Source organism: Nocardia sp. NPDC059195, from assembly GCF_042754695.1.
Lineage (GTDB): Bacteria > Actinomycetota > Actinomycetes > Mycobacteriales > Mycobacteriaceae > Nocardia.
Genome location: NZ_JBHZBG010000010.1, coordinates 157,451 through 176,300 on the forward strand (window position 1 = coordinate 157,451; position 18,850 = coordinate 176,300).

Sequence of the window (18,850 nt, forward strand, 5' to 3'; positions counted from 1 at the left end):
CGACGGGTTGGGTCCGGTCGGGGCGCGCGGGATAGGTTGGACGATGTGTCGATGACGAAAGGCGCCAATGTTGCGGTGCCTGCCTCCGCGGTCCGCGTCGAATTGGGTTGGCAGTCGGGGCAGGGTGTGCCCGATGCTGATGCGTCCGCGCTGTTGCTTGCCGGGGCGAAGGTGCGTTCCGATGACGACTTCGTCTTCTACAACCAGGCCGTGCATCCTTCGGGGGCGGTTCGGTACGAAGGAAAACAGCAGGGACAGACCGTTGTCGACGCGCTGTCGGTGAATCTCGGGCAGGTCGAGCCGCAGATCGAGACGATCGTGCTCGCCGCGTCTGCCGACGGGGGGACCTTCGGTCAGTTCCATGGGCTGTACATCCGGGTGATCGATGCCGCGAACGGTGCCGAGGTCGCGCGTTTCGACAGCAGTGGGGCGACCACCGAAACCGCGTTCGTGCTCGGTGAGCTGTACCGCCGCCAGGGTGCGTGGAAGTTCCGTGCCGTCGGTCAGGGGTACGACAGCGGATTGGCCGGGCTCGCTACCGATTTCGGTATCTCCGTCGACGATGCTCCGCCCGCGCCCCCGCAGGGCCAGTCCTTCGCCTCCGGCCAGCCGAATCAGTCGTACGCTCCGCCGACGCAGCCGTTTACCCCCGCGCCCCAGCCGAACCAGCCCCACACCCCACCGCCTGCGCCGCCGGCCCCTGCGTTCCCGCCGAATCAGCAGCCGCAGCACGCGCCGCCACAGCAGAACCCCCAATTCGCCCCGCCCCCACCACCTCCGGTCAACCTCGCCAAGGTGTCGCTCACCAAAGAAGCCCCGTCGGTCTCCCTGACGAAGCACGGTGCGACCGGCGGCGTCATGCGCGTGAACCTCAACTGGACCTCGATGGCCGCCACCGGCCGCCTCTTCGGCAAACTCCGCGGCAAGAACATCGACCTCGACCTGTGCTGCTTCTTCGAACTGGTCAACGGCGCGATCGGTTCCGTGCGCGCCCTCGACCGACGCTTCGGTGCCCTCTACGAACCGCCGTTCATCCACCTCGACCAGGACGACCGCACCGGTGCCAGCATCACCGGCGAGAACCTGTCGGTGAACCTCGACTGCACGCAGTTCATCCGCCGCATCCTCGTGTTCGCCTCGATCTACGACGGTGCCAGCGATTTCCGCAACGTGCACGCCACCGTCACCCTCAACACCGTGAACTCCGCGCCCATCGAGATGACCCTCGACGGCTGCACCGACAACTCCCGCGACGCGGTGCTGTTCGCGCTGGAGAACGTCAACGGCGAGTTCGTGGTGCGTCGCGAGGGCGCCTTCGTTCGCCCGCCCGCCGGTCAGCCGGGCGGTGGCGTGGTGGAGATCGCCCGCCTCTACAACTGGGACTTCGGCTTCCAGTCTGGGCGCGGCAAATGATGCGACACCCCGCGACGCGTGTGCTCAACGCGCTGGTCTACCACCCCGAAAAACACCTCGCCCAAACCCCGGCGGCGCTGGGCCTGGACTACCGGGATCTGACCATGCGGACCGCCGACGGCCTCGACGTGCACGGCTGGTTCGTGCGCGCCGATCGGCCACGCGGCCACATCCTCTACGCGCACGGCAACGCGGGCACCATCGGCGACCGCGTCTCGATCATCGCGCTGCTGGTCGAAGCCGGTTTCGACGTGCTTGCCTTCGACTACCGGGGTTTCGGTCACAGCGCGGGCACCCCGAGCGAACAGGGCACCTACCTCGATGCCAGAGCCGCCCGCCAGGCCCTGCTCGACCAACCTGAAGTCGATCCCGGGCGGGTCTACTACCTGGGTAAATCCCTCGGCGGCGGGGTATTGCTCGAACTGGCGGGCGAACATCCGCCCGCGGGCATGATCCTCATGTCGACGTTCAGCGGCATGCGCGCCGCCGCCCGCTCGGTCTACCCGTTGCTGCCCGCCCCGCTGATCCCGAACGCGTACCCGAGCCTGCGGCGCATCGCGAACCTGCGCGTCCCGGTCCTGATGATGCACGGCGACCGCGACGAACTCCTCCCGCTGCGCCACGCCGAACGCCTGTACGCGGCGGCGCGGGAACCGAAACAGCTGATCGTGGTCCCCGGTGCGGGCCACAACGATGTGATCGACACCCTCGGCGCGGAATGGGCGAAGATCATCGCCGACTGGGCGGACCGATAACGGGCACCTGGTGGCAGCCGATTCTGCGTAGCCTGGCGGTATGAGCGAAACGAGCGAACTCCTCGGCCGCTTGGCCGCGTTGCCCGACGACGAGCTGGTTTCGGTGCTGCGCGCCGCGGTGGCCGCACGCCCCGGGCTCGGCGCCGTCGCCGCCGCACTGGCCCAGGCCGAAACCGGTCATGCCGAAACCGGGGGCCCTGTGACTCTGGACACGAACGTCATCGACGCGGATGTGGTGCCCGTCGCATCCGGGCAGGTCGGAGGCGCGATGCCGGTACCGCCGGTACCGTCCGGGCTACCGGTGACCGGCGCACCCACCGCCACCGGCGGGTATTCCACTTCGGGAGTGCCGACATTCGACTCGGTTCGAGATAAGGTCGAGCAGCGTTTCGGCACCGCGCAGGGAATGGACGAGCTCGACCGGCAGACTCCCGCGGGTCGCAGCGTCGACGAACAGTGGGAGGCGCGGGAAAAAGCCGCGCGTGAGCGCCTTGATCAGATCCGGAAATCGGTGCAGGGCAACGATTCCGGCGACAAGTAGCCACCCGTCCTCCCTTTCAGCAACGACCGTGATGGGTGGACACAGAAGATGACGCAGGCGCGCCAGATCGCCGACCGACTGCTCGACGCGCAGGTGGAATTCCTGCTCGCCGAGGTGACCGGTGACCGGTTCGCCGAGGTGATCGCCCGCGACGTGGCCGCCGTGCTGGCCGTCGGTGAGACGATCCGATTCGGTGACGTGGTCTCCCTGGAACAGGGCGAGCAGACCGTGGCCACGGTGTTCGACCGCATCGGCGGTAGCCCCGTGATCGCCGACACCGTCGGCATCTTCTCCGACGCCATCTACGACCACATCGCGTCGAACACCGAATACACCCTCGGTGACGTCGTCGACCGTGAACCGGTGGAAGCGTTGCTGGAGAAGATCTTCGGCATGCACCAGGCCCAGGAGCGGATTCTGGACCGGCTCACCGAGAGCCCCCTCGTCGCCACCGTGGCCTCGCGTTTCGTCGACAAGCTGATCGGCGACTTCATGGCTGCCAATCGTGAACGCGCCGAGAAGATTCCGGGCGTCTCCTCGCTGATGTCGCTGGGTCAGTCCGCGGCCAACCGGGCCAAGAAGGTCGCGGCCGACAGCACTTTCGTCGGTGATCTCGCGGGCAAGGGCGCGCTGTTCGCGCTCAAGCGCACCAACAACGCGATCCGCGACATGCTGCGCGACGCCCCGGTGCACTCGGCGGCGATGGAATTCTGGGACCTGCACGCCGACGAGCCCGTCGCGGGCCTGCGCGAATACCTCACCCAGAAGGACCTCAACGAGCTGGTCCAGATCTGCTACGAGATCGCGGTGACCACCAGGGAGAAGGAGTACTTCGGCCTGCTCGTGCGCGAGTGCGTCGCGGTGTTCTACGCCAGGTACAGCAACCACACGCTCTCGGCGATGCTGCCCGAGCTCGGCCTCGACGCCGACGACATCAGTGCCGAGATCCTGCGCTACGGCCCGGCCGTCATCGAGTCGGCCAAGCGCAACGGTGTGCTGGCCGGGCTGATCAGGGAACGCCTCGAGCCGTTCTTCTCCTCGGATCAGGTGCTGGGAATTCTCGGCGGCGAGTAATTCCCCGAATGGTGTTCGACCATTCGCTGTGGTGAATTCTGATCGCCTGAACGAAATGTGTTGCGTGTCACTATCTGTGGTGACCTGTATGTATCCGGCAGCGCACCGGCCGACCACCTCGCTGCCGGCCCGGCTGTGAGTATTCGGCTACACAAACCCCGCTGGATTTCCGGCATGTTTAGATCAGCCGACGAAATGCTGCTTTACACCGTTCCGCATTGACCGCGCAGTGCGCGGAGTGCGAGTTTGCACCTGACTTTCCGTGGGCCATCGCGAATTACCTCGCGGTGGCATTGCAAAGGAGTAGGTGTGCGTGCACGTTCCCGGCCGACCCCGACCGGAACCCGATCGGACGACGGCGTCGGCGGACAGGTGGCCGGCGCCGGGCTGATCCGGCCGCGCACCATTTCCGGTCAGCTCGCCCGGATCTTGGCGGTGTCGCTGATCCTGGTGCTCGCGTTGCTCGGGCTGACCATGTCGACGCAGGTCAGCGCCTACCACCGCAGTGGTGAGACCGTGGACGCCGTGGTGGTCGCGCTGGCCGCGCAGGACCTCGTGCAGCAGGTGCAGCGCGAGCGCGGTCTGAGCAACGGCCTGCTCGGCGGTGATCAACGCCTGCGCCAACCCGTCACCGACCAGCGCGCGGGCACCGACGCGGCCCTGCGCGCCCTGGTGAACACCGTCGCGGGCGACCCACCGGGTGCGGGGGAGGTGCGTTCGGCGCTGGGTCATCTGGCGGGGATGCCCGCGATCCGCTCCCAGGTCGACAATCGCAATGTCACCCGGCAGGCGGCGTTCCAGTTCTATACCGACGGTATCGACGCGTTGAACCGCCTCTCGCTCGGTCTCGATCAGGCGCGCGATCCGGCCGTCCGGCACGGTCTACAAGCGCTCTACGCCCTCGGTGACGCGAAGGAGTTCGCGGCCCGCGAGCGCGGGTTCCTCAACGGCGTCTTCGCCGCCGGGGAATTCGTGTCGGGGGAGTACGTGCAGTTCCTCGACATCCGCGCCGCCCGCAATGCCGCGCTCACCGAGTTCGGCCACGACGCGACCCCCGCCCAGCAGGCTCAGCTCGACGCGGTGCTGGCGAGTGAGAACGCCAGGCGGGCAACCGAATCGGAGAACATCGCGATCGCCTCGACGCTGGGACCGCTGATCCAGCCGGTCGACCCGGCCGTCTGGTGGGCGCAGATGACCGCGGTCATCGACGAACAGCGCACCGTGCAGCAGGTCATCGGCGATGACGTCGGCGCGCGGGCCGAGAAACTTCGCCGCGATGCCGCGCTGATTCTCGCCGGATTCGCCCTGGCCGCGCTGCTGGCGATCGCCGCCGAAGTCGCGCTGGTCTTCGCCAGCATCAGGGCCATCGTCCGCCCGCTGGCTCGACTGGCCACCGAGGCCGACGACGTCGCCTCCACGCGACTGCCCGAGGTGATCGAGGCCTGGCACAGTGCCGCCGACGCCCAACCCGATCCGCCCGCACCGGTCCGCACACCCCGCGGCGCGAGCATCGAGATCGCCGCTGTCGCTGGGGCTTTGGATCGGGTGCAGACCACCGCCTTCGACCTCGCTTCCGAGCAGGCGCTGGTGCGGCGCAACACCACGGAATCGATGGCGAATCTGGCCCGCCGCAATCAGAACCTGGTGCGGCGTCAGCTGGGATTGATCAGTGAGTTCGAACGCGAGGAACTCGACCCGAAGGCGCTGTCGAACCTGTTCGAACTCGACCATCTGGCCACCCGCATGCGGCGCAATGCCGAAAGCCTGCTGGTGCTGGTCGGCGAGGCCAGCCCGCGTCGGTGGGCCGAACCGATCGCGCTCACCGACGTGATCCGGGCCGGGTTGTCCGAGGTCGACGACTACCGGCGGGTGGTGCTGCGCCGGATCGACGACATCGCGGTGACCGGCGCCGTTGTGAGTGAACTGGCGCATATTCTGGCCGAACTCATCGAGAACGGGCTGGCCTTCTCGCCGCCCGACCTCGAGGTCGAGGTATACGGGCGCAAGGTCGCCGGCGGCTACCTGCTCGCCGTCGTCGACCACGGTGTCGGCATGCCCGCCGAGCAACTGGCCGAAGCCAACGCCCGGCTGCGCGGCGAGCAGGACTTCATCGTCGCCTCCACTCGCTACCTGGGCCACTACGTGGTCGGTCGGCTGGCGGGTCGTCTCGGCATCGACGTGGAACTGAACACGTCACCGGTCAGTGGCATCGTCGCCCGCCTGCTCCTCCCGCCGTCCCTTCTCACCGACGAAAAGTCCGGGCAGACAGCGGATTCGAGGAGCGGCACTGCCGCAGGCCCCGGGGAGGGTGCGGGCCGGGCCACGGCTGACCGCACGGCGCTGGGGCGCAGCACCACCTCCGGCGTCGCGGACACGCATTCATCCAGTGCTGCTCGGGTTGACGAGGCGACGCCGACGAGTAGCGGCGCGGTCGCGGCCGCGGACAGCAGCGCCGACCTCGGCGCGGCTATCGCTGGGCGCGGCGATGCTGCTGGCTACTCGACGGGGTCAGCGCGCAATGGCGCCACGGTCGGCGCGGCGACGCCGCGACAGCACGGGAACCTGACCGGTGCGGCAGGTTCAGAGTGGGCCGACGGTCGCCCGGTCGAGATTCCCGACGACTCGTCCCACGCCGTCTACCGCAACGGCACCGCGCGGCCGACCGACACCAACGGTCGATCCCGGCACAGCCGAAACATGGAATCCGGACCGAGCAGCAGCGCCAACGGCAGCGTTCAGGGCTCGGCGAACCACTCATCCGGCGGCTCGGTCTATGCGCAGTTCCTCAGCAGCACACCCGATTCCGTGCACCCGTCGCGCAACGGCGCAGATCACTTCGGCGCGACAGCCCCGGAGCGCCCCGAGTCGGTGTCCCGAGACCGCAACGGCTCGTCGGCACCGCAACCGCGCGAGCTACCCGCCGTCGAGTCCATCGGCGCCCCCGCCGTCGAACGCACCCGCAACGGCCTGGTCAAACGCGGCAAGCGCGCCAAGATCACCGGCGCACCGGAGCGAACCCGCCGCGATCCGGCCGACCGGCAGGAACGGCCACCGGTCGTGGAACGGACCCCCGACCAGACCCGCAGCATGCTCTCGTCGTTCCGCACCGGCCACGAACGCGGCGGCGCGACCGAATCATCGTCCACCCCACTCGATCCCATCCGCTGACCGATCGGACCAGACCCCAGGAGACCCGGTGACCACCCACCTATCGACCGTCGATCCACACACCTTCAACTGGCTGCTCGGCAACTTCGTCCGCAACACCGACGGGGTGCGCGACACCGTCGCCGTCTCCTCCGACGGGCTGCTGATCGCGATGTCGGACGGCCTCGACCGCACCGGCGCCGACCGGCTCGCCGCGATGGTGTCGGGTCTGTCCAGCCTCGCCCGGAGTGCCTCGCGCAGTTACGATTTCGATGGCCTGAAGCTGATCATGATCGAGATGAAACGCGGCTTCCTGCTGGTGTCGGCGCTGGGCGACGGCAGCTGCCTCGGCGTGATCGCCGACGGTGGCTGCGATGTCGGCCTGGTCGGCTACGAGATGGCCGTCCTCGCCGAACGCGCCGGATCACTGCTCGACCCGCTGCTGATCAGCGAATTGCGAGAGTCGTTGCGCAGATGAGAGATCCCGATCTCCCGCGGTTGCCCGACCCGCGCATGATCCCGATGCACCAGCCGGCGGGCTGGCGTGGGCCCGTCCCGACGGTGCCGGTGACCCCCACCGATCACGACGATGCCGACGACCGCTTCGTTCGCCCGTTCGTGCTCACCGCGGGCCGCACCGTTCCGGTGCTGGACGGGCTACGCATCGAAACCCTCGTCCAGGCACCGCCGTCCGCGCTGTCGGCTCCGCTGCGGTTCGAGGAGCGCACCGTTGTCCAGCTGTGCCTGACACCGCACTCCATCGCCGAAATCGGTGCCGCTCTGCGGGTTCCGATCGGCATCGCCAAGGTGATCGTCAGCGATCTGGCGGCGGCGGGGCATGTGACCGTCCGTGACGCGCCGGAACTGTCGACCGCCGCCATCGAGAGGATCCGCGACCTTGTCCGCGCACTCTGAACTCCGCACCACCGCACCGGCTATGCCGTCCTCGGTGAAGATCGTGGTCAGCGGCGGCTTCGGCGTCGGCAAGACCACCTTCATCGGCGCCATCTCCGAAATCGAGCCACTGGTCACCGAAGCCTCGATGACCGAGGTCTCCATCGGCATCGACGATCCCGGTCGCCGCGCCGAGAAGACCGCGACCACAGTGGCTTTGGACTTCGGCCGGATCACCCTCGACCAGTCCCTGATCCTCTACCTCTTCGGCACACCAGGCCAGGACCGGTTCGTGTTCCTCTGGGACGACCTGGTCGACGGCGCACTCGGCGCGGTCATCGTCGTCGATACCGGCCGGGTGGAGGACTGCTACCCGGTCCTGGACTACTTCGAAGAACACCACACGCCCTTCGTCGTGGTGGTCAATCGTTTCGCCGACGCCACCCGCTTCGACCTCGGCGAGGTCCGCGAGGCCCTCGGTCTCGACGACTGGATCCCGGTACTGGACTGCGATGCCCGCGACCGCGATTCGGTCCGTGATGTCCTCGTCGCACTCCTCGAGCAGGTCCTCCTGCACCGCGTCCAACCCCGCCAACGGGAGGTGAGCTGAGCCCAACCCCGGTGTCGATCAGTGCCGATTCAGGGTGAGATCCGATAAGGGGTGTGCCCGTGTCTCACAGCCATCCCGCCGCGCCGAATCCGAGGAGAGCGATCGCGTCGATCCCGAAGATCGTGCCGACCACCAGCGCCTTGCTTCGCACGGTCGGCAGATCGTGCACGAAGAAGCAGGCGGTGAAGAACGGCACGTACCCGATGATCCAGATCAAGAACGGGAAGCTCGGCTGCCACCACGACCAATCCCAGGTGAGGACTCCCGCCTTGTTCAGCAGCACCTCGACACCCACCGCCGCGGCCGAGTTGACCGCGATCAGTACCGGCCGGTTCGGCAGCCCGAAGATCCGAGTCTGTTTCGGCGGCAACATCTTCGCCGCCGCGATCCCCATGATGGCGAACATGAAGCAGATCTCGATATTCAGCCCGATCAGGATCTGATAGGCCGTCGGTCCGCTCGCGGCCCAGACCGGCGCCCGTTCGGTGAAGTGGAAGACGAGCGCGTTCCAGATCTCGTTGAACCAGTCCATGCCCCAGAGCGCGAGTCCGGCGAACAGCACATTCCAGTTCCGTCGCTCGACCTCGACGGAATAGATGTACACCACGATCAGTAAGAGCGGAATGACATACCACTTGAACTGACCTGCGTCGCGAAGAATCTCCAGTGCTGCCAGCGCGCTATCGGTCAACGACTCTCTCCTGCTCGGGCTCGACGATCCGGCCGAGTATGATACAAATCGACATCAAACGTCAATATGTATCGCCGATCTCAGCGAGCGCCGAGTGGAGTGCCGAAGAGTGTGGCGAACTTCGCGGCGAGCGATTCGCCCAGGAAGTCGAGCGCGCCGGGAGTGGCGCCCATCGTGCCCGCGTCGCTGATAGTGCAGCCGGGGGCAGCGGGGACGCCGTCGAGCCGGTCGCGCAGCCACAGCAGGGCCGCGGGGCCGCCGACGACTTCGGCGATGATGTGTTCGCTGGCGTGATCGCGGGTGTAGGTGAGCGAGGTGGCGGGGTCGCGGCAGTAGGTGTCGACGAGGGTGTCGGTGGCGGCGAGGGGGAGGATCTCGTCCCACGCGGAATGCCAGACGAACAACGGCATGTCGGGCACGGACTTGCCCATGCGGGTGTCGTCGAGCATGGCTGCGACCGGCGGATCATCGAGGGGGTTCCCGTCGGAGCCGATCATGCCGGTCAGGTTCAGGAATGGCAGCAGCGCCGACTGATACTGCACGCACAGCGGCGATTTGATCGCGAACAACGCTTTGCCGAGCGGGTCGAGCCGCTGGTCGAGGTAGGCCGCGAAATCGGGGTACTCGCGGGTGAGGCCGAGAACTGCGGCGAACACCAGGCCCGAGGTGAGCTGGTTGTTCGCCATGCTCAGCGCGGCGCCGAGATCGGCGCCGACGCCACCCTCGGCCGCGCCGACGATATTCAGTTCGGGTGCGTAGGTGCTGTGCAGTTCTGCGGCATGCCCGGTCGCGATAGAACCGCCGGAGTAGCCGTAGAGCCCCACCGGCGCGGTCGGTCCCGCCTCGAGCGGGGCGAAGCTGGTCGCCGCGCGAATGCCGTCGAGGGTGATCCGCCCCGCCAATGGTCCGGCCGCATAGGCCGAATCCGGGCCCTGGTGGTCCGGGATGACCACGGCCCAGCCCTGCGACAGCGCGGCCTGGGCGAACAGGAATTCGGCGGGCACCACGATCTGACCCGCCACCGCGGCCACCGAAAGGTGTTGCAGCGCATAGGACGGCGCGCAATAGCCCGCGGTCGAGTCCTCGGCCAACTGCACCGACAGCAGCTTGCGCGGCGACGGCGCCTGCCCGCGCGGCTTGATCAGGGTAGCGACAGCGGGGATGGCCTCATCTCGGCTGTTGTTGGAGCGATACGACACCTGCCAGGCGTCGACATCGATCGGCAGGAGCCCGAAGTCGGCGATCCGTACCTGCCGGACCGCGATGATCGCACCCGGCTCCGTCGCCGCCACCACGTCGGCGGGCGGTAGATAGAAGCCCGGATCCCATTCGGGCGGTAGTGGAATCACCGGTGGGGGTGGGGCCGACGGCTCGGCCGTGACCGGCCCGGCCGTCAAAACCGTTGCCGCCGCGAGCAAGCCGGTGGCCAGGGCCAGCCATCGCTGAACGAAGGGAGATCTCATCGCGCACAGTCCTCACATGAATTGAGACGCCTTCGTCTCAATAGCGGCTACTATGACACGGGTGTGGCGTAGATCGCAATCAGCTGCCGGGAGAAACCGCTGAGATCAGGCTGTTCAGGATGGTGGAGAAGACATCGACCAACTCGTCGACGGGTGGGCGCGGGTCGTCCAGGCTCCACTGGTGCACGGCACCGTTCACCGCTCCGATGAACGCCGCCATCGGCACCCGCCAGCCGCCCGGCGGCAACCGCACCCCGTCGCGCCCGGCCGCGATCGCGGCGACCACCTCACCCCACCGATCCCTGACCTGCGCCCGATACTCCTCGATCTCGGGGCTCACCCCGACGATGTCGACGAAAGCGACTTTGGCACACCGGATATCGTCGGTGATCGCCTTCGTATACGCCCGCACCGCCGCATCGATGAGCGCGTGGACATCGTCGGATTCCGCCGCCGTCAGCGCCTCGGCCACGGCCGCCCCGGCCTTGTCCTGCACGGAGTCGTACACCGCGACGAGCAATTCCTCGCGCCCGGCGAACTGTTCGTAGAACTGCCGACGCGACAAGCCCGCGACCGCGCACACATCGGTCAGCGAACTGTTGGCGTAGGACTTCTCCGCGAAAACGGTGAGTCCCGCGTCGATGAACAGTGCCCGGCGCTCGACCTGTCGTTCGGCGACCGAGGTGCCGGTGTAGTTGTGTCGGGTCCGCCCAGATGTCACCCTATGACCCTACTGTTCAGGGTTCTGTCGCATCGGTGTCGACCGGTCCGATCGGGACTACCAGCGGGGTTCCGGTGACCGGGTCGTCGATCACCTTCGCGCGCAGCCCGAAGACCTCCGCCACCACTTCTTCGGTGAGGACTTCGGCGGGCGTTCCCGCGGCAACCACGCGGCCCGCGCGCATCGCGACCAGTCGATGCGCGTAGCGCGCGGCGAGATTCAAGTCGTGCAGCACCATCACCACCGTTCGGCCCGCGTCGGCGTGTAGGCGCCGGACCAGGTCGAGCACCTCGATCTGGTGGGCGAGGTCGAGGAAGGTGGTCGGCTCGTCGAGCAGGAGCAGGTCGGTGTCCTGGGCCAACGCCATCGAGATCCACGCGCGCTGGCGTTGCCCGCCGGACAGCTCGTCGAGTGAGCGATCGGCGAATTCGACCATGTCGGTCCAGGTCAGGGCCTCGTTGATGGCGGATTCATCGTCATCGGACCACTGGCGGTACCAGCGCTGGTGCGGGTGCCTGCCGCGGGCCACCAGATCGGCGACCGTGAGACCCTCGGGAGCGAGCGGTGATTGGGGCAGGATGCCGAGAACGCGCGCCACGTCCTTGGTCGACATGCGGTCGATCCGTTTGCCGTCCAGGTGGACCTGACCACCGGTGGGGCGCATCAGCCGGGCCATCGCGCGCAGGAGCGTGGATTTGCCGCAACCGTTGGGTCCGATCACCGCGGTGACGGTGCCGCCGGTGATGTCGAGGTTCAGGCCATCGACGACAGTCGTCGGCCCGTAGCCGAGGGTCAAGTCGCTGGCCTGCAGCCGAACGGTCATCACACGCCCGCTTTCCCGGCACGATTGCGCCGCATCAACAGATAGATCAGATAGGGCGCGCCGAGCACGGCGGTGATCACGCCGACGGGGAGTTCGCCCGCGGGCAGCAGCGTGCGGGCGACGAGATCGGCGGTGACGGTGAAGGCCGCGCCGAGCAGCGCCGAGGTCAGCAGCGGTGGCTGCGCCGACCCGGTGAGTCGCAGCGCCACCTGGGGCACGGCGAGTGCGATGAAGATGATGGCGCCCGCCGAGGCGGTGGCGACCCCGGCCAACAGCACGGCCAGGACGAGCAGTGTCAGGCGGGCGGCGTTGAGCCGCACGCCGAGCGAGCGGGCGGTGTCGTCGCCGAAGTGCAGTGCGCCGAGCAGGTGGGTGCTCGCCAGCACCACCGGCACCAGGAGGGCGAGGGCGATCGCCACCGGTGTCACCTGGATCCAGCTACTGCCGTTGAGGCTGCCGGTCAGCCAGGTCACCGCCCGTGCCGCGATATCGACTTCGCCGACGCTGAGCAGCCAGAAGGTCACGCTGGAGAGCAGTGACCCGGCGCCGAGACCGACCAGGACGAGCCGATAGCCTTCGATGCCCCCGCGCCAGGCCAGGGCGAAAACGCCGAGCGCGGCGAGCAATCCGCCGAGCATCGACGCGACCGGTACCCCGATCGCGGCGGCGGCGCCGCTGAGCTGGCCGCGACTGCCGGACAGGGCGATCACCGCGACCGCGGCGACGCTCGAGCCTGCGGTGACGCCGAGAATATCGGGACTCGACAGCGGGTTACGGGCGATGCCCTGGGTGATCGCGCCCGACAACGCCAGCGCCGCGCCGACCAGCGCGCCGGTGAGAATTCGGGGCAGTCGCAGATCCCACACCACATAGGCGAGGCCGTCGTCGCCACCACCGGTGAGCACGGCGAGCACGTCCCACGGTGTGACCGGACCTCCGTCGGGCATCGTGTAGGTGCCCAGCGCGAGCGCGACGCAACTCGCGGCACCGAGTATCCCGAGTCCGACCACCAGGACGGCGGTCGTGCGAAATCGCAGTTGCCATGACACCGGTCCCAGTCGAACCGCTCGGACGGTACTCATATGCTCACCAGCTTGCGACGGCGGACCAGGACGACGAAGAACGGGACGCCGACGAAGGCGAGCATGATGCCCGCGGGCAGTTCGCCCTTGTCCAGGACCAGCCGCCCCGCGATGTCGGCGACCAGCACCATGACCACGCCGAGCAGCCCGGCGACCGGCACGAGCCAGCGGTAGTCGGGACCGGTGATGCCGCGCGCCAGGTGCGGAACGACCAGCCCGACGAAGCCCAGTGGCCCGGCGATCGCCACGACCGCGCCGGTCAACAGCACGATCGAGGCGATCCCGACGGTGCGAGCCAGGAAGACGCGATGGCCGAGTGCGCGGGCGGTGTCCTCGCCGAGGCCGAGCGCGTTGAGCGCGGAGGTGTTGGCCAGGGCGAGGACGATTCCGACGATGATGAACGGTGTGGCCTTACCGAGCAGGTCGAGGTTGGACCCGACCAGCGAACCGGCCTTCCAGAAGCGGTAGATATCGGTGACGTCGGTGTCGAACAGCACCACCGCCGAGATCAGGCCCTGCAACAGGTAGCTGACGGCGGCGCCCGCCAAGGCGAGGGTCACCGGGGTGGGTCCGCCGCGGCCCGTCGCGCCGATGACGAACACGGTGATGGTGGCGATCAGCGCCCCGGCGAAGCCGAACCACACGTAACCGAACAGGCTCGAGATGCCGCCGACCATCACCGCCAAGACGATGCCGAGAGCCGCGCCCTGGGTGATACCGAGCAGCGCCGGGTCGGCCAAGGGGTTTCTCGTGTGACCCTGGATCACCGCGCCCGCGATGCCGAGCGCGAGGCCGGCGAGGATCCCCAGCAGGGTGCGTGGCAGGCGGAGGCCGTTGACGATGGCGCCGGTCTCGGTGTCGGTCGTGCCGCCGAGCGCGCCCAGAACATCAAGGGGAGCAATGAATTTGGATCCGACGGCCAAGCTGAGCAGAACGGCCGCGAGTACCGCGGCCAACAGTCCGGCGATCAGGAGCAACCGGCGAGACCGCGTGTTGGCGAACACGACTCCGGGCGGCGATGCGGTCACTATCCCTCTTCATAGTTGGTAATTAGGTAAGGCTTCGCTAGGTTAGCAACCCTGAGAAACTCTGAACCAACCGGGAGACGTCGATGAACACCCCACTGAGCCGCAGGCTCGCCGCCGCCACGGTCGTCGCCGCGGCCGTACTGAGTCTGTCCGCGTGCGGCCAGGACCGGGCAACCACCGGCGCCGCGGGCAGCGATTGTGATACCTCGAGCAACCTCGACGGCGGCGCCTACCCGCGCACCATCGAGGCCGGGGCGGTCAAGGACAAGGCGGGCACGAATGTCGGCACGGTGGTCGACCCCGCCACCATCACCACCCGACCGGTCCGGGTCGCGGCACTGGATCAGACCTTCGTCGACGCCGCCCTGGTGCTGAACACCGAGCTGGTCGCGTACACGACGTACCAGGCCATGGGCGAGAAGCTGCCCGCGTTCCTCGGCGCGGCCGCCGAGACCTGCGGCGCGCGAGCGGTGAATATCGGCAACCTGCAGACCCCCGATATCGAGAAGCTGGCCGGTGCCCGACCGGACCTGATCGTGTCGGCGAAGGTGCGCCACGAGAAGCAGTACGAGCAGTTCAAGGGCATCAAGCTCGGTTCGGGCAATGTCCCGGTCGTGTTCAGCCAGACCACCGGCGCCACCTGGAAGGAAAACCTCCTGCTGCTCGCCAAGGCGATCGACAAGGAGAACCTCGCCCAGGCCAAGCTCGCGGCCTACCAGGACCGTGCCGCCAAGATCGGCGCGGCGATCAAGGCGAAGAACGGTGGCAACGCGCCCACCGTGTCGCTGCTGCGCTTCCTGCCCAAGGAAGACCGGCTGATGCAGCGGGTGAGCTTCATCGGCGACATCTTCGCCGACACCGGCCTGAACCAGCCCGACAAGTCCGCCGACCCGAAGAACGACTTCTCGATCACGCTGAGCCCCGAGCGTCTGCTCGACGCCGACGCCGACTACGTCTTCCTCACCAGCAACGGTGAGGACGCCGCCGCCCAGCGCAAGGCGGCCGCCGAGGCCAACCCGCTGTGGAATCAGCTGCGGGGCAAGGTCACTCCGGTCGACGACTTGGTCTGGCTGACCTCGGTCGGTCTCACCGGCGCGCACCAGGTGCTCGACGACATCGCCAAGACCTTCGAGGTCGACCCGGCGAAGTAGCCGAAACATCACGCCGTGCACTGTTCGCCCGCCCCTACACTCGGCGGGGTGGGCGAACAGAAGCAGCGGATGCTGGCCGGGGAGCTGTATCGGGACAACGATCCAGAACTCGTGGCCGAACGGCAGCGGGCGCAACGGTTGTGCGACGAGTTCAATCGGACCGGGCCGGATGAGACCGGGCGGCGCACCGAATTGCTGGGCGATCTCCTCGGCAAGCTGGGGGCGGGCTCGTGGATCATGCCCCGGTTCCAGTGTGACTACGGGTACCTGATCGAGATCGGGGCCAACAGCTTCCTCAACTACGACGCGATTCTGCTCGACTGTGCGCCGATCACCATCGGGGACGACTGTTCGATCGGGCCGCGCTGTCAGCTGCTCACCGCGCTGCATCCGATGCAAGATCACGAAAAGCGCAGGCAGCGTTGGGAATCCGCGGCCCCGATCCGGATCGGGAACAACGCCTGGTTCGGCGGCGGGGTGATCGTGTGCCCCGGCGTGACCATCGGCGACGACGTGGTGGTCGGCGCGGGCAGTGTGGTGACCCGCGACCTGCCGGATCGGGTCTTCGCGGCGGGCAATCCGGCACGGGTGATCAGGCAGCTCTAGGTGTGCCGGCTGAGGCCGACATGCGGGGCGGGTGCGGTGTCGGGTCGCGTCCGCGAGTCCGCGGCCATACTGTCTGACCATGGGCGAATCGCGAATCGAGATGGAACCCGAAGCAACCCGGCCGCTGCGCGAGGATATCCGCTTCCTCGGTGGCATCCTGGGCGACACCATCCGTGACCACGAAGGTCCCGAGGTGTTCGACCTGATCGAGCGCGTTCGCATCGAGGCGTTCCGGGTGCGCCGCGAGGAGGTCGAGCGCAGCGCCGTCGCCGATATGCTCGACGGCACCCCCACCGAGGTCGCGATCCCGCTGATCCGGGCATTCAGTTATTTCGTGCTGCTGGCCAATCTGGCCGAGGACATCCAGCGTGACCGGCGGCGCGCCGCGCACGTGGCGGCGGGTGAGCCGCCGCAGGATTCCTCGCTGGCCGCCACCTACGACAAACTCGACGCGGCAGGGCTCGACGGTGCGATGGTGGCCGACCTGCTCACCGACGCGCTCGTCTCCCCGGTGATCACGGCGCACCCGACCGAAACCCGCAGGCGCACCGTCTTCGACGTGCAGTCCAAGATCACCGAGCTGATGCGCCTGCGTCGCAGGCTCGAACCCGGCGAATCCGGTCTCGACGAATCCGAACTGCGGATCCGGCGCGAAGTGCTCACCCTGTGGCGTACGGCGCTGATCCGGTTGGCGCGCTTGCGGATCCAGGACGAGATCTCCGTCGGTCTGCGCTACTACGACCTGACTCTCTACGACGTGATCCCCGCGATCAACGCGCAGGTGCGGGCCGCGCTGCGGACGCGCTGGCCTTCCGAAGATCTCCTGCCACGCCCGATCCTGCGCCCCGGATCGTGGATCGGCGGTGACCGCGACGGAAACCCGTTCGTCACAGCGGAAGTCGTGCACACCGCGGCCGAACAAGCCGCCGCCTATGCCTTCGGCCGGTACCTGGACGAGTTGGTCGAACTCGAGAAGACCCTGTCGCAATCGGCGCGCCTGGTGCAGGTGACACCTGCGGTCGCCGAGCTCGCGGCCGCAGGCTATCCCGACCCCGGCCTGTTCGCCGACGAACCGTATCGTCGTGCGCTGCACGCGATTCGGGGCCGTCTCAGTGCCACCGCCGAACTGGCCCTCGGTGAACTGCCCGAGCAGGGCTTCGATGCCGGTGCCGCCCCGTATCCGACACCCCAATCCGTCCTCGACGACCTCGACGCGATCGATGAATCCATGCGCGCCAGCGGCGACGGGCTGCTCGCCGACGACCGTCTCGCCGCCCTGCGCCATGCCATCGAAACCTTCGGCTTCCACCTCCAGAGTCTCGATCTGCGCCAGAACTCCGAGGTGCACGAACAGGTCGTCACCGAACTGCTGGCCTGGTCGGGGGTGCACCCCGACTATCCGAGCCTGTCCGAAGCCGCGCGCGTGGAGTTGCTCGCCGCCGAATTGCGCACGCGCCGACCACTTCTCGGGCCGAATGCGCGGTTGAGCGAGCTCGCCACCAAGGAGCTCGGGGTTTTGAGCGCGGCGAAGGAGGTCATCGATACCCTCGGTGCCGCTGCTATCCCGAACTACATCATCAGCATGTGTACCTCGGTCAGCGACATGCTCGAAGCGGCCTTGCTGTTGAAGGAAACAGGCATCCTCGATCCGGGCACGGCCGATACCGCGCCGAGTTGCCCCGTCGGGATCGTCCCGCTGTTCGAAACCATCGAGGACCTGAGCGCTGGTGCGTCGACTCTGGCCGCGGTGCTGGAGGTTCCGGTCTATCGCGAGTTGGTCGAGGCGGCGGGCATGCGCCAGGAGGTGATGCTCGGCTACTCCGATTCCAACAAGGACGGTGGCTACCTCGCCGCGAACTGGGCGCTCTACCGCGCGGAGCTGGACCTGGTGGAGGTGGCCGGGAAATCGGGAATCCGGTTGCGGCTGTTCCACGGTCGCGGCGGCACTGTCGGTCGCGGCGGCGGCCGCAGCTACGACGCCATTCTGGCCCAGCCCGCGGGCGCGGTGCGGGGTTCGCTGCGACTCACCGAGCAGGGCGAGGTGATCGCCGCGAAGTATTCCGAATCCGGTGCGGCACATCGCAATCTGGAATCGCTGATCGCGGGCACGCTCGAATCGACGCTATTGGATGTGGAGGGCCTCGGCGCCGACGCCGAACCGGCTTATGAGCTCCTCGACGATCTCGCCGCCCGCGCCCGTGCCGCCTACGCGAACCTGGTGCACGACACCCCGGGCTTCGTCGAGTACTTCCGCGAATCCACGCCGGTCGCCGAGGTCGGCGACCTCAATATCGGTAGCCGTCCCGCCTCCCGCAAACCCACCAATTCGGTCTCGGACCTGCGCGCCATCCCCTGGGTGATGGCCTGGAGCCAAGCCAGGGTCATGCTGCCCGGTTGGTACGGCACCGGCACCGCACTCGAAGACTGGGTCGGCGACGACCCGGCCCGCCTCGCGCGTCTCACCGACCTCTACCAGCACTGGCCGTTCTTCAACACTGTGCTGTCGAATCTGGCCCAGGTGATGGCCAAGAGCGACCTCGACATCGCCGCCCGCTACGCCGAACTCGTCACCGACGAAACCCTGCGCGCCGACATCTTCGCGATGATCGCCGATGAACACGCCCGCACCATCCGCATGTACCTGGCGGTGACCGGCCACACCGAACTCCTCAGCGACAACCCCTCGCTGGCCGAGTCGATCCACAACCGCTTCCCCTACCTGGAGCCACTGAACCAGCTCCAGGTAGACCTGCTGGCCCGGCTGCGCGGCGGTGACGATTCCGAACTGGTGAAGCGGGGCATCCTGCTCACCATGAACGGCCTGGCCACCGCCCTGCGCAACTCGGGTTAG

General features: G+C 67.8%; 17 protein-coding genes. 11 read left to right on the forward strand and 6 right to left on the reverse strand.

The annotated features are described in order from the left end of the window. The first annotated feature begins 51 nt into the window (after positions 1-51). The 8 genes from ACFXKN_RS15655 to ACFXKN_RS15690 all read left to right on the forward strand — a co-directional run bounded on the left by ACFXKN_RS15655 (position 52) and on the right by ACFXKN_RS15690 (position 8,434). On the forward strand, positions 52-1,413 hold the full coding sequence (locus tag ACFXKN_RS15655) for a TerD family protein (RefSeq protein ID WP_379433227.1): 1,362 nt from the start codon (positions 52-54) through the stop codon (positions 1,411-1,413). Next, complete coding sequence (locus tag ACFXKN_RS15660) at positions 1,410-2,168, forward strand: alpha/beta hydrolase (RefSeq protein ID WP_379433228.1); 759 nt, start codon at positions 1,410-1,412, stop codon at positions 2,166-2,168. Before ACFXKN_RS15655 ends, ACFXKN_RS15660 begins: the two co-directional genes overlap by 4 nt. Positions 2,169-2,208: 40 nt before the next feature. After that, positions 2,209-2,709: a PspA/IM30 family protein gene (locus ACFXKN_RS15665; protein WP_379433229.1), complete on the forward strand. Its 501-nt coding sequence runs from the start codon at positions 2,209-2,211 to the stop codon at positions 2,707-2,709. Positions 2,710-2,757: 48 nt separating this feature from the next. Then, positions 2,758-3,783, forward strand: coding sequence for a hypothetical protein (locus tag ACFXKN_RS15670; RefSeq protein WP_378956097.1), 1,026 nt, complete (start codon positions 2,758-2,760; stop codon positions 3,781-3,783). A gap of 309 nt (positions 3,784-4,092) precedes the next feature. Continuing rightward, complete coding sequence (locus tag ACFXKN_RS15675; RefSeq protein ID WP_379433230.1) at positions 4,093-6,951, forward strand: nitrate- and nitrite sensing domain-containing protein; 2,859 nt, start codon at positions 4,093-4,095, stop codon at positions 6,949-6,951. A 28-nt stretch (positions 6,952-6,979) separates the two neighbouring features. Next, positions 6,980-7,408: a roadblock/LC7 domain-containing protein gene (locus ACFXKN_RS15680; RefSeq protein WP_378956074.1), complete on the forward strand. Its 429-nt coding sequence runs from the start codon at positions 6,980-6,982 to the stop codon at positions 7,406-7,408. Beyond that, positions 7,405-7,845, forward strand: a complete 441-nt coding sequence (locus ACFXKN_RS15685; RefSeq protein ID WP_378956064.1) for a DUF742 domain-containing protein — start codon at positions 7,405-7,407, stop codon at positions 7,843-7,845. The genes ACFXKN_RS15680 and ACFXKN_RS15685 overlap by 4 nt, the downstream gene beginning before the upstream one ends. Before the next feature lie 43 nt (positions 7,846-7,888). Continuing rightward, the gene (locus ACFXKN_RS15690) at positions 7,889-8,434 is read left to right on the forward strand and encodes an ATP/GTP-binding protein (RefSeq protein WP_378917609.1); all 546 of its coding nucleotides are present in this window, start codon (positions 7,889-7,891) and stop codon (positions 8,432-8,434) included. Positions 8,435-8,498: 64 nt separating this feature from the next. Here ACFXKN_RS15690 and ACFXKN_RS15695 read toward each other — a convergent pair whose 3' ends face one another. From ACFXKN_RS15695 to ACFXKN_RS15720, 6 genes are all read right to left on the reverse strand, one after another. Beyond that, positions 8,499-9,125, reverse strand: coding sequence for a hypothetical protein (locus ACFXKN_RS15695; protein WP_379433231.1), 627 nt, complete (start codon positions 9,123-9,125; stop codon positions 8,499-8,501). Positions 9,126-9,205: 80 nt separating this feature from the next. Then, positions 9,206-10,588 (reverse strand): lipase family protein, encoded by a 1,383-nt coding sequence (locus ACFXKN_RS15700; RefSeq protein ID WP_378956042.1) that lies wholly within the window; start codon positions 10,586-10,588, stop codon positions 9,206-9,208. 79 nt (positions 10,589-10,667) lie between these two features. Next, positions 10,668-11,309 carry a TetR/AcrR family transcriptional regulator gene (locus ACFXKN_RS15705; protein ID WP_379433232.1) on the reverse strand — a complete coding sequence of 214 codons (642 nt, stop codon included), beginning with the start codon at positions 11,307-11,309 and terminating at the stop codon, positions 10,668-10,670. Between the two features lie 16 nt (positions 11,310-11,325). After that, positions 11,326-12,132 (reverse strand): ABC transporter ATP-binding protein, encoded by an 807-nt coding sequence (locus tag ACFXKN_RS15710; RefSeq protein ID WP_378956004.1) that lies wholly within the window; start codon positions 12,130-12,132, stop codon positions 11,326-11,328. Beyond that, positions 12,132-13,214, reverse strand: coding sequence for a FecCD family ABC transporter permease (locus ACFXKN_RS15715; protein WP_378955990.1), 1,083 nt, complete (start codon positions 13,212-13,214; stop codon positions 12,132-12,134). Before ACFXKN_RS15715 ends, ACFXKN_RS15710 begins: the two co-directional genes overlap by 1 nt. Beyond that, positions 13,211-14,242, reverse strand: a complete 1,032-nt coding sequence (locus ACFXKN_RS15720) for a FecCD family ABC transporter permease (protein ID WP_379433233.1) — start codon at positions 14,240-14,242, stop codon at positions 13,211-13,213. The genes ACFXKN_RS15715 and ACFXKN_RS15720 overlap by 4 nt, the downstream gene beginning before the upstream one ends. A gap of 83 nt (positions 14,243-14,325) precedes the next feature. Here ACFXKN_RS15720 and ACFXKN_RS15725 point away from each other — a divergent pair, with 83 nt between their 5' ends. From ACFXKN_RS15725 to ppc, 3 genes are all read left to right on the forward strand, one after another. After that, positions 14,326-15,393, forward strand: a complete 1,068-nt coding sequence (locus ACFXKN_RS15725) for an ABC transporter substrate-binding protein (RefSeq protein WP_378955937.1) — start codon at positions 14,326-14,328, stop codon at positions 15,391-15,393. Between the two features lie 48 nt (positions 15,394-15,441). Further along, positions 15,442-15,999, forward strand: a complete 558-nt coding sequence (locus ACFXKN_RS15730) for a sugar O-acetyltransferase (RefSeq protein WP_379433234.1) — start codon at positions 15,442-15,444, stop codon at positions 15,997-15,999. 79 nt (positions 16,000-16,078) lie between these two features. Then, entirely contained in the window at positions 16,079-18,850 is a 2,772-nt protein-coding gene (ppc, locus tag ACFXKN_RS15735; protein ID WP_379433235.1) for a phosphoenolpyruvate carboxylase, read from the forward strand.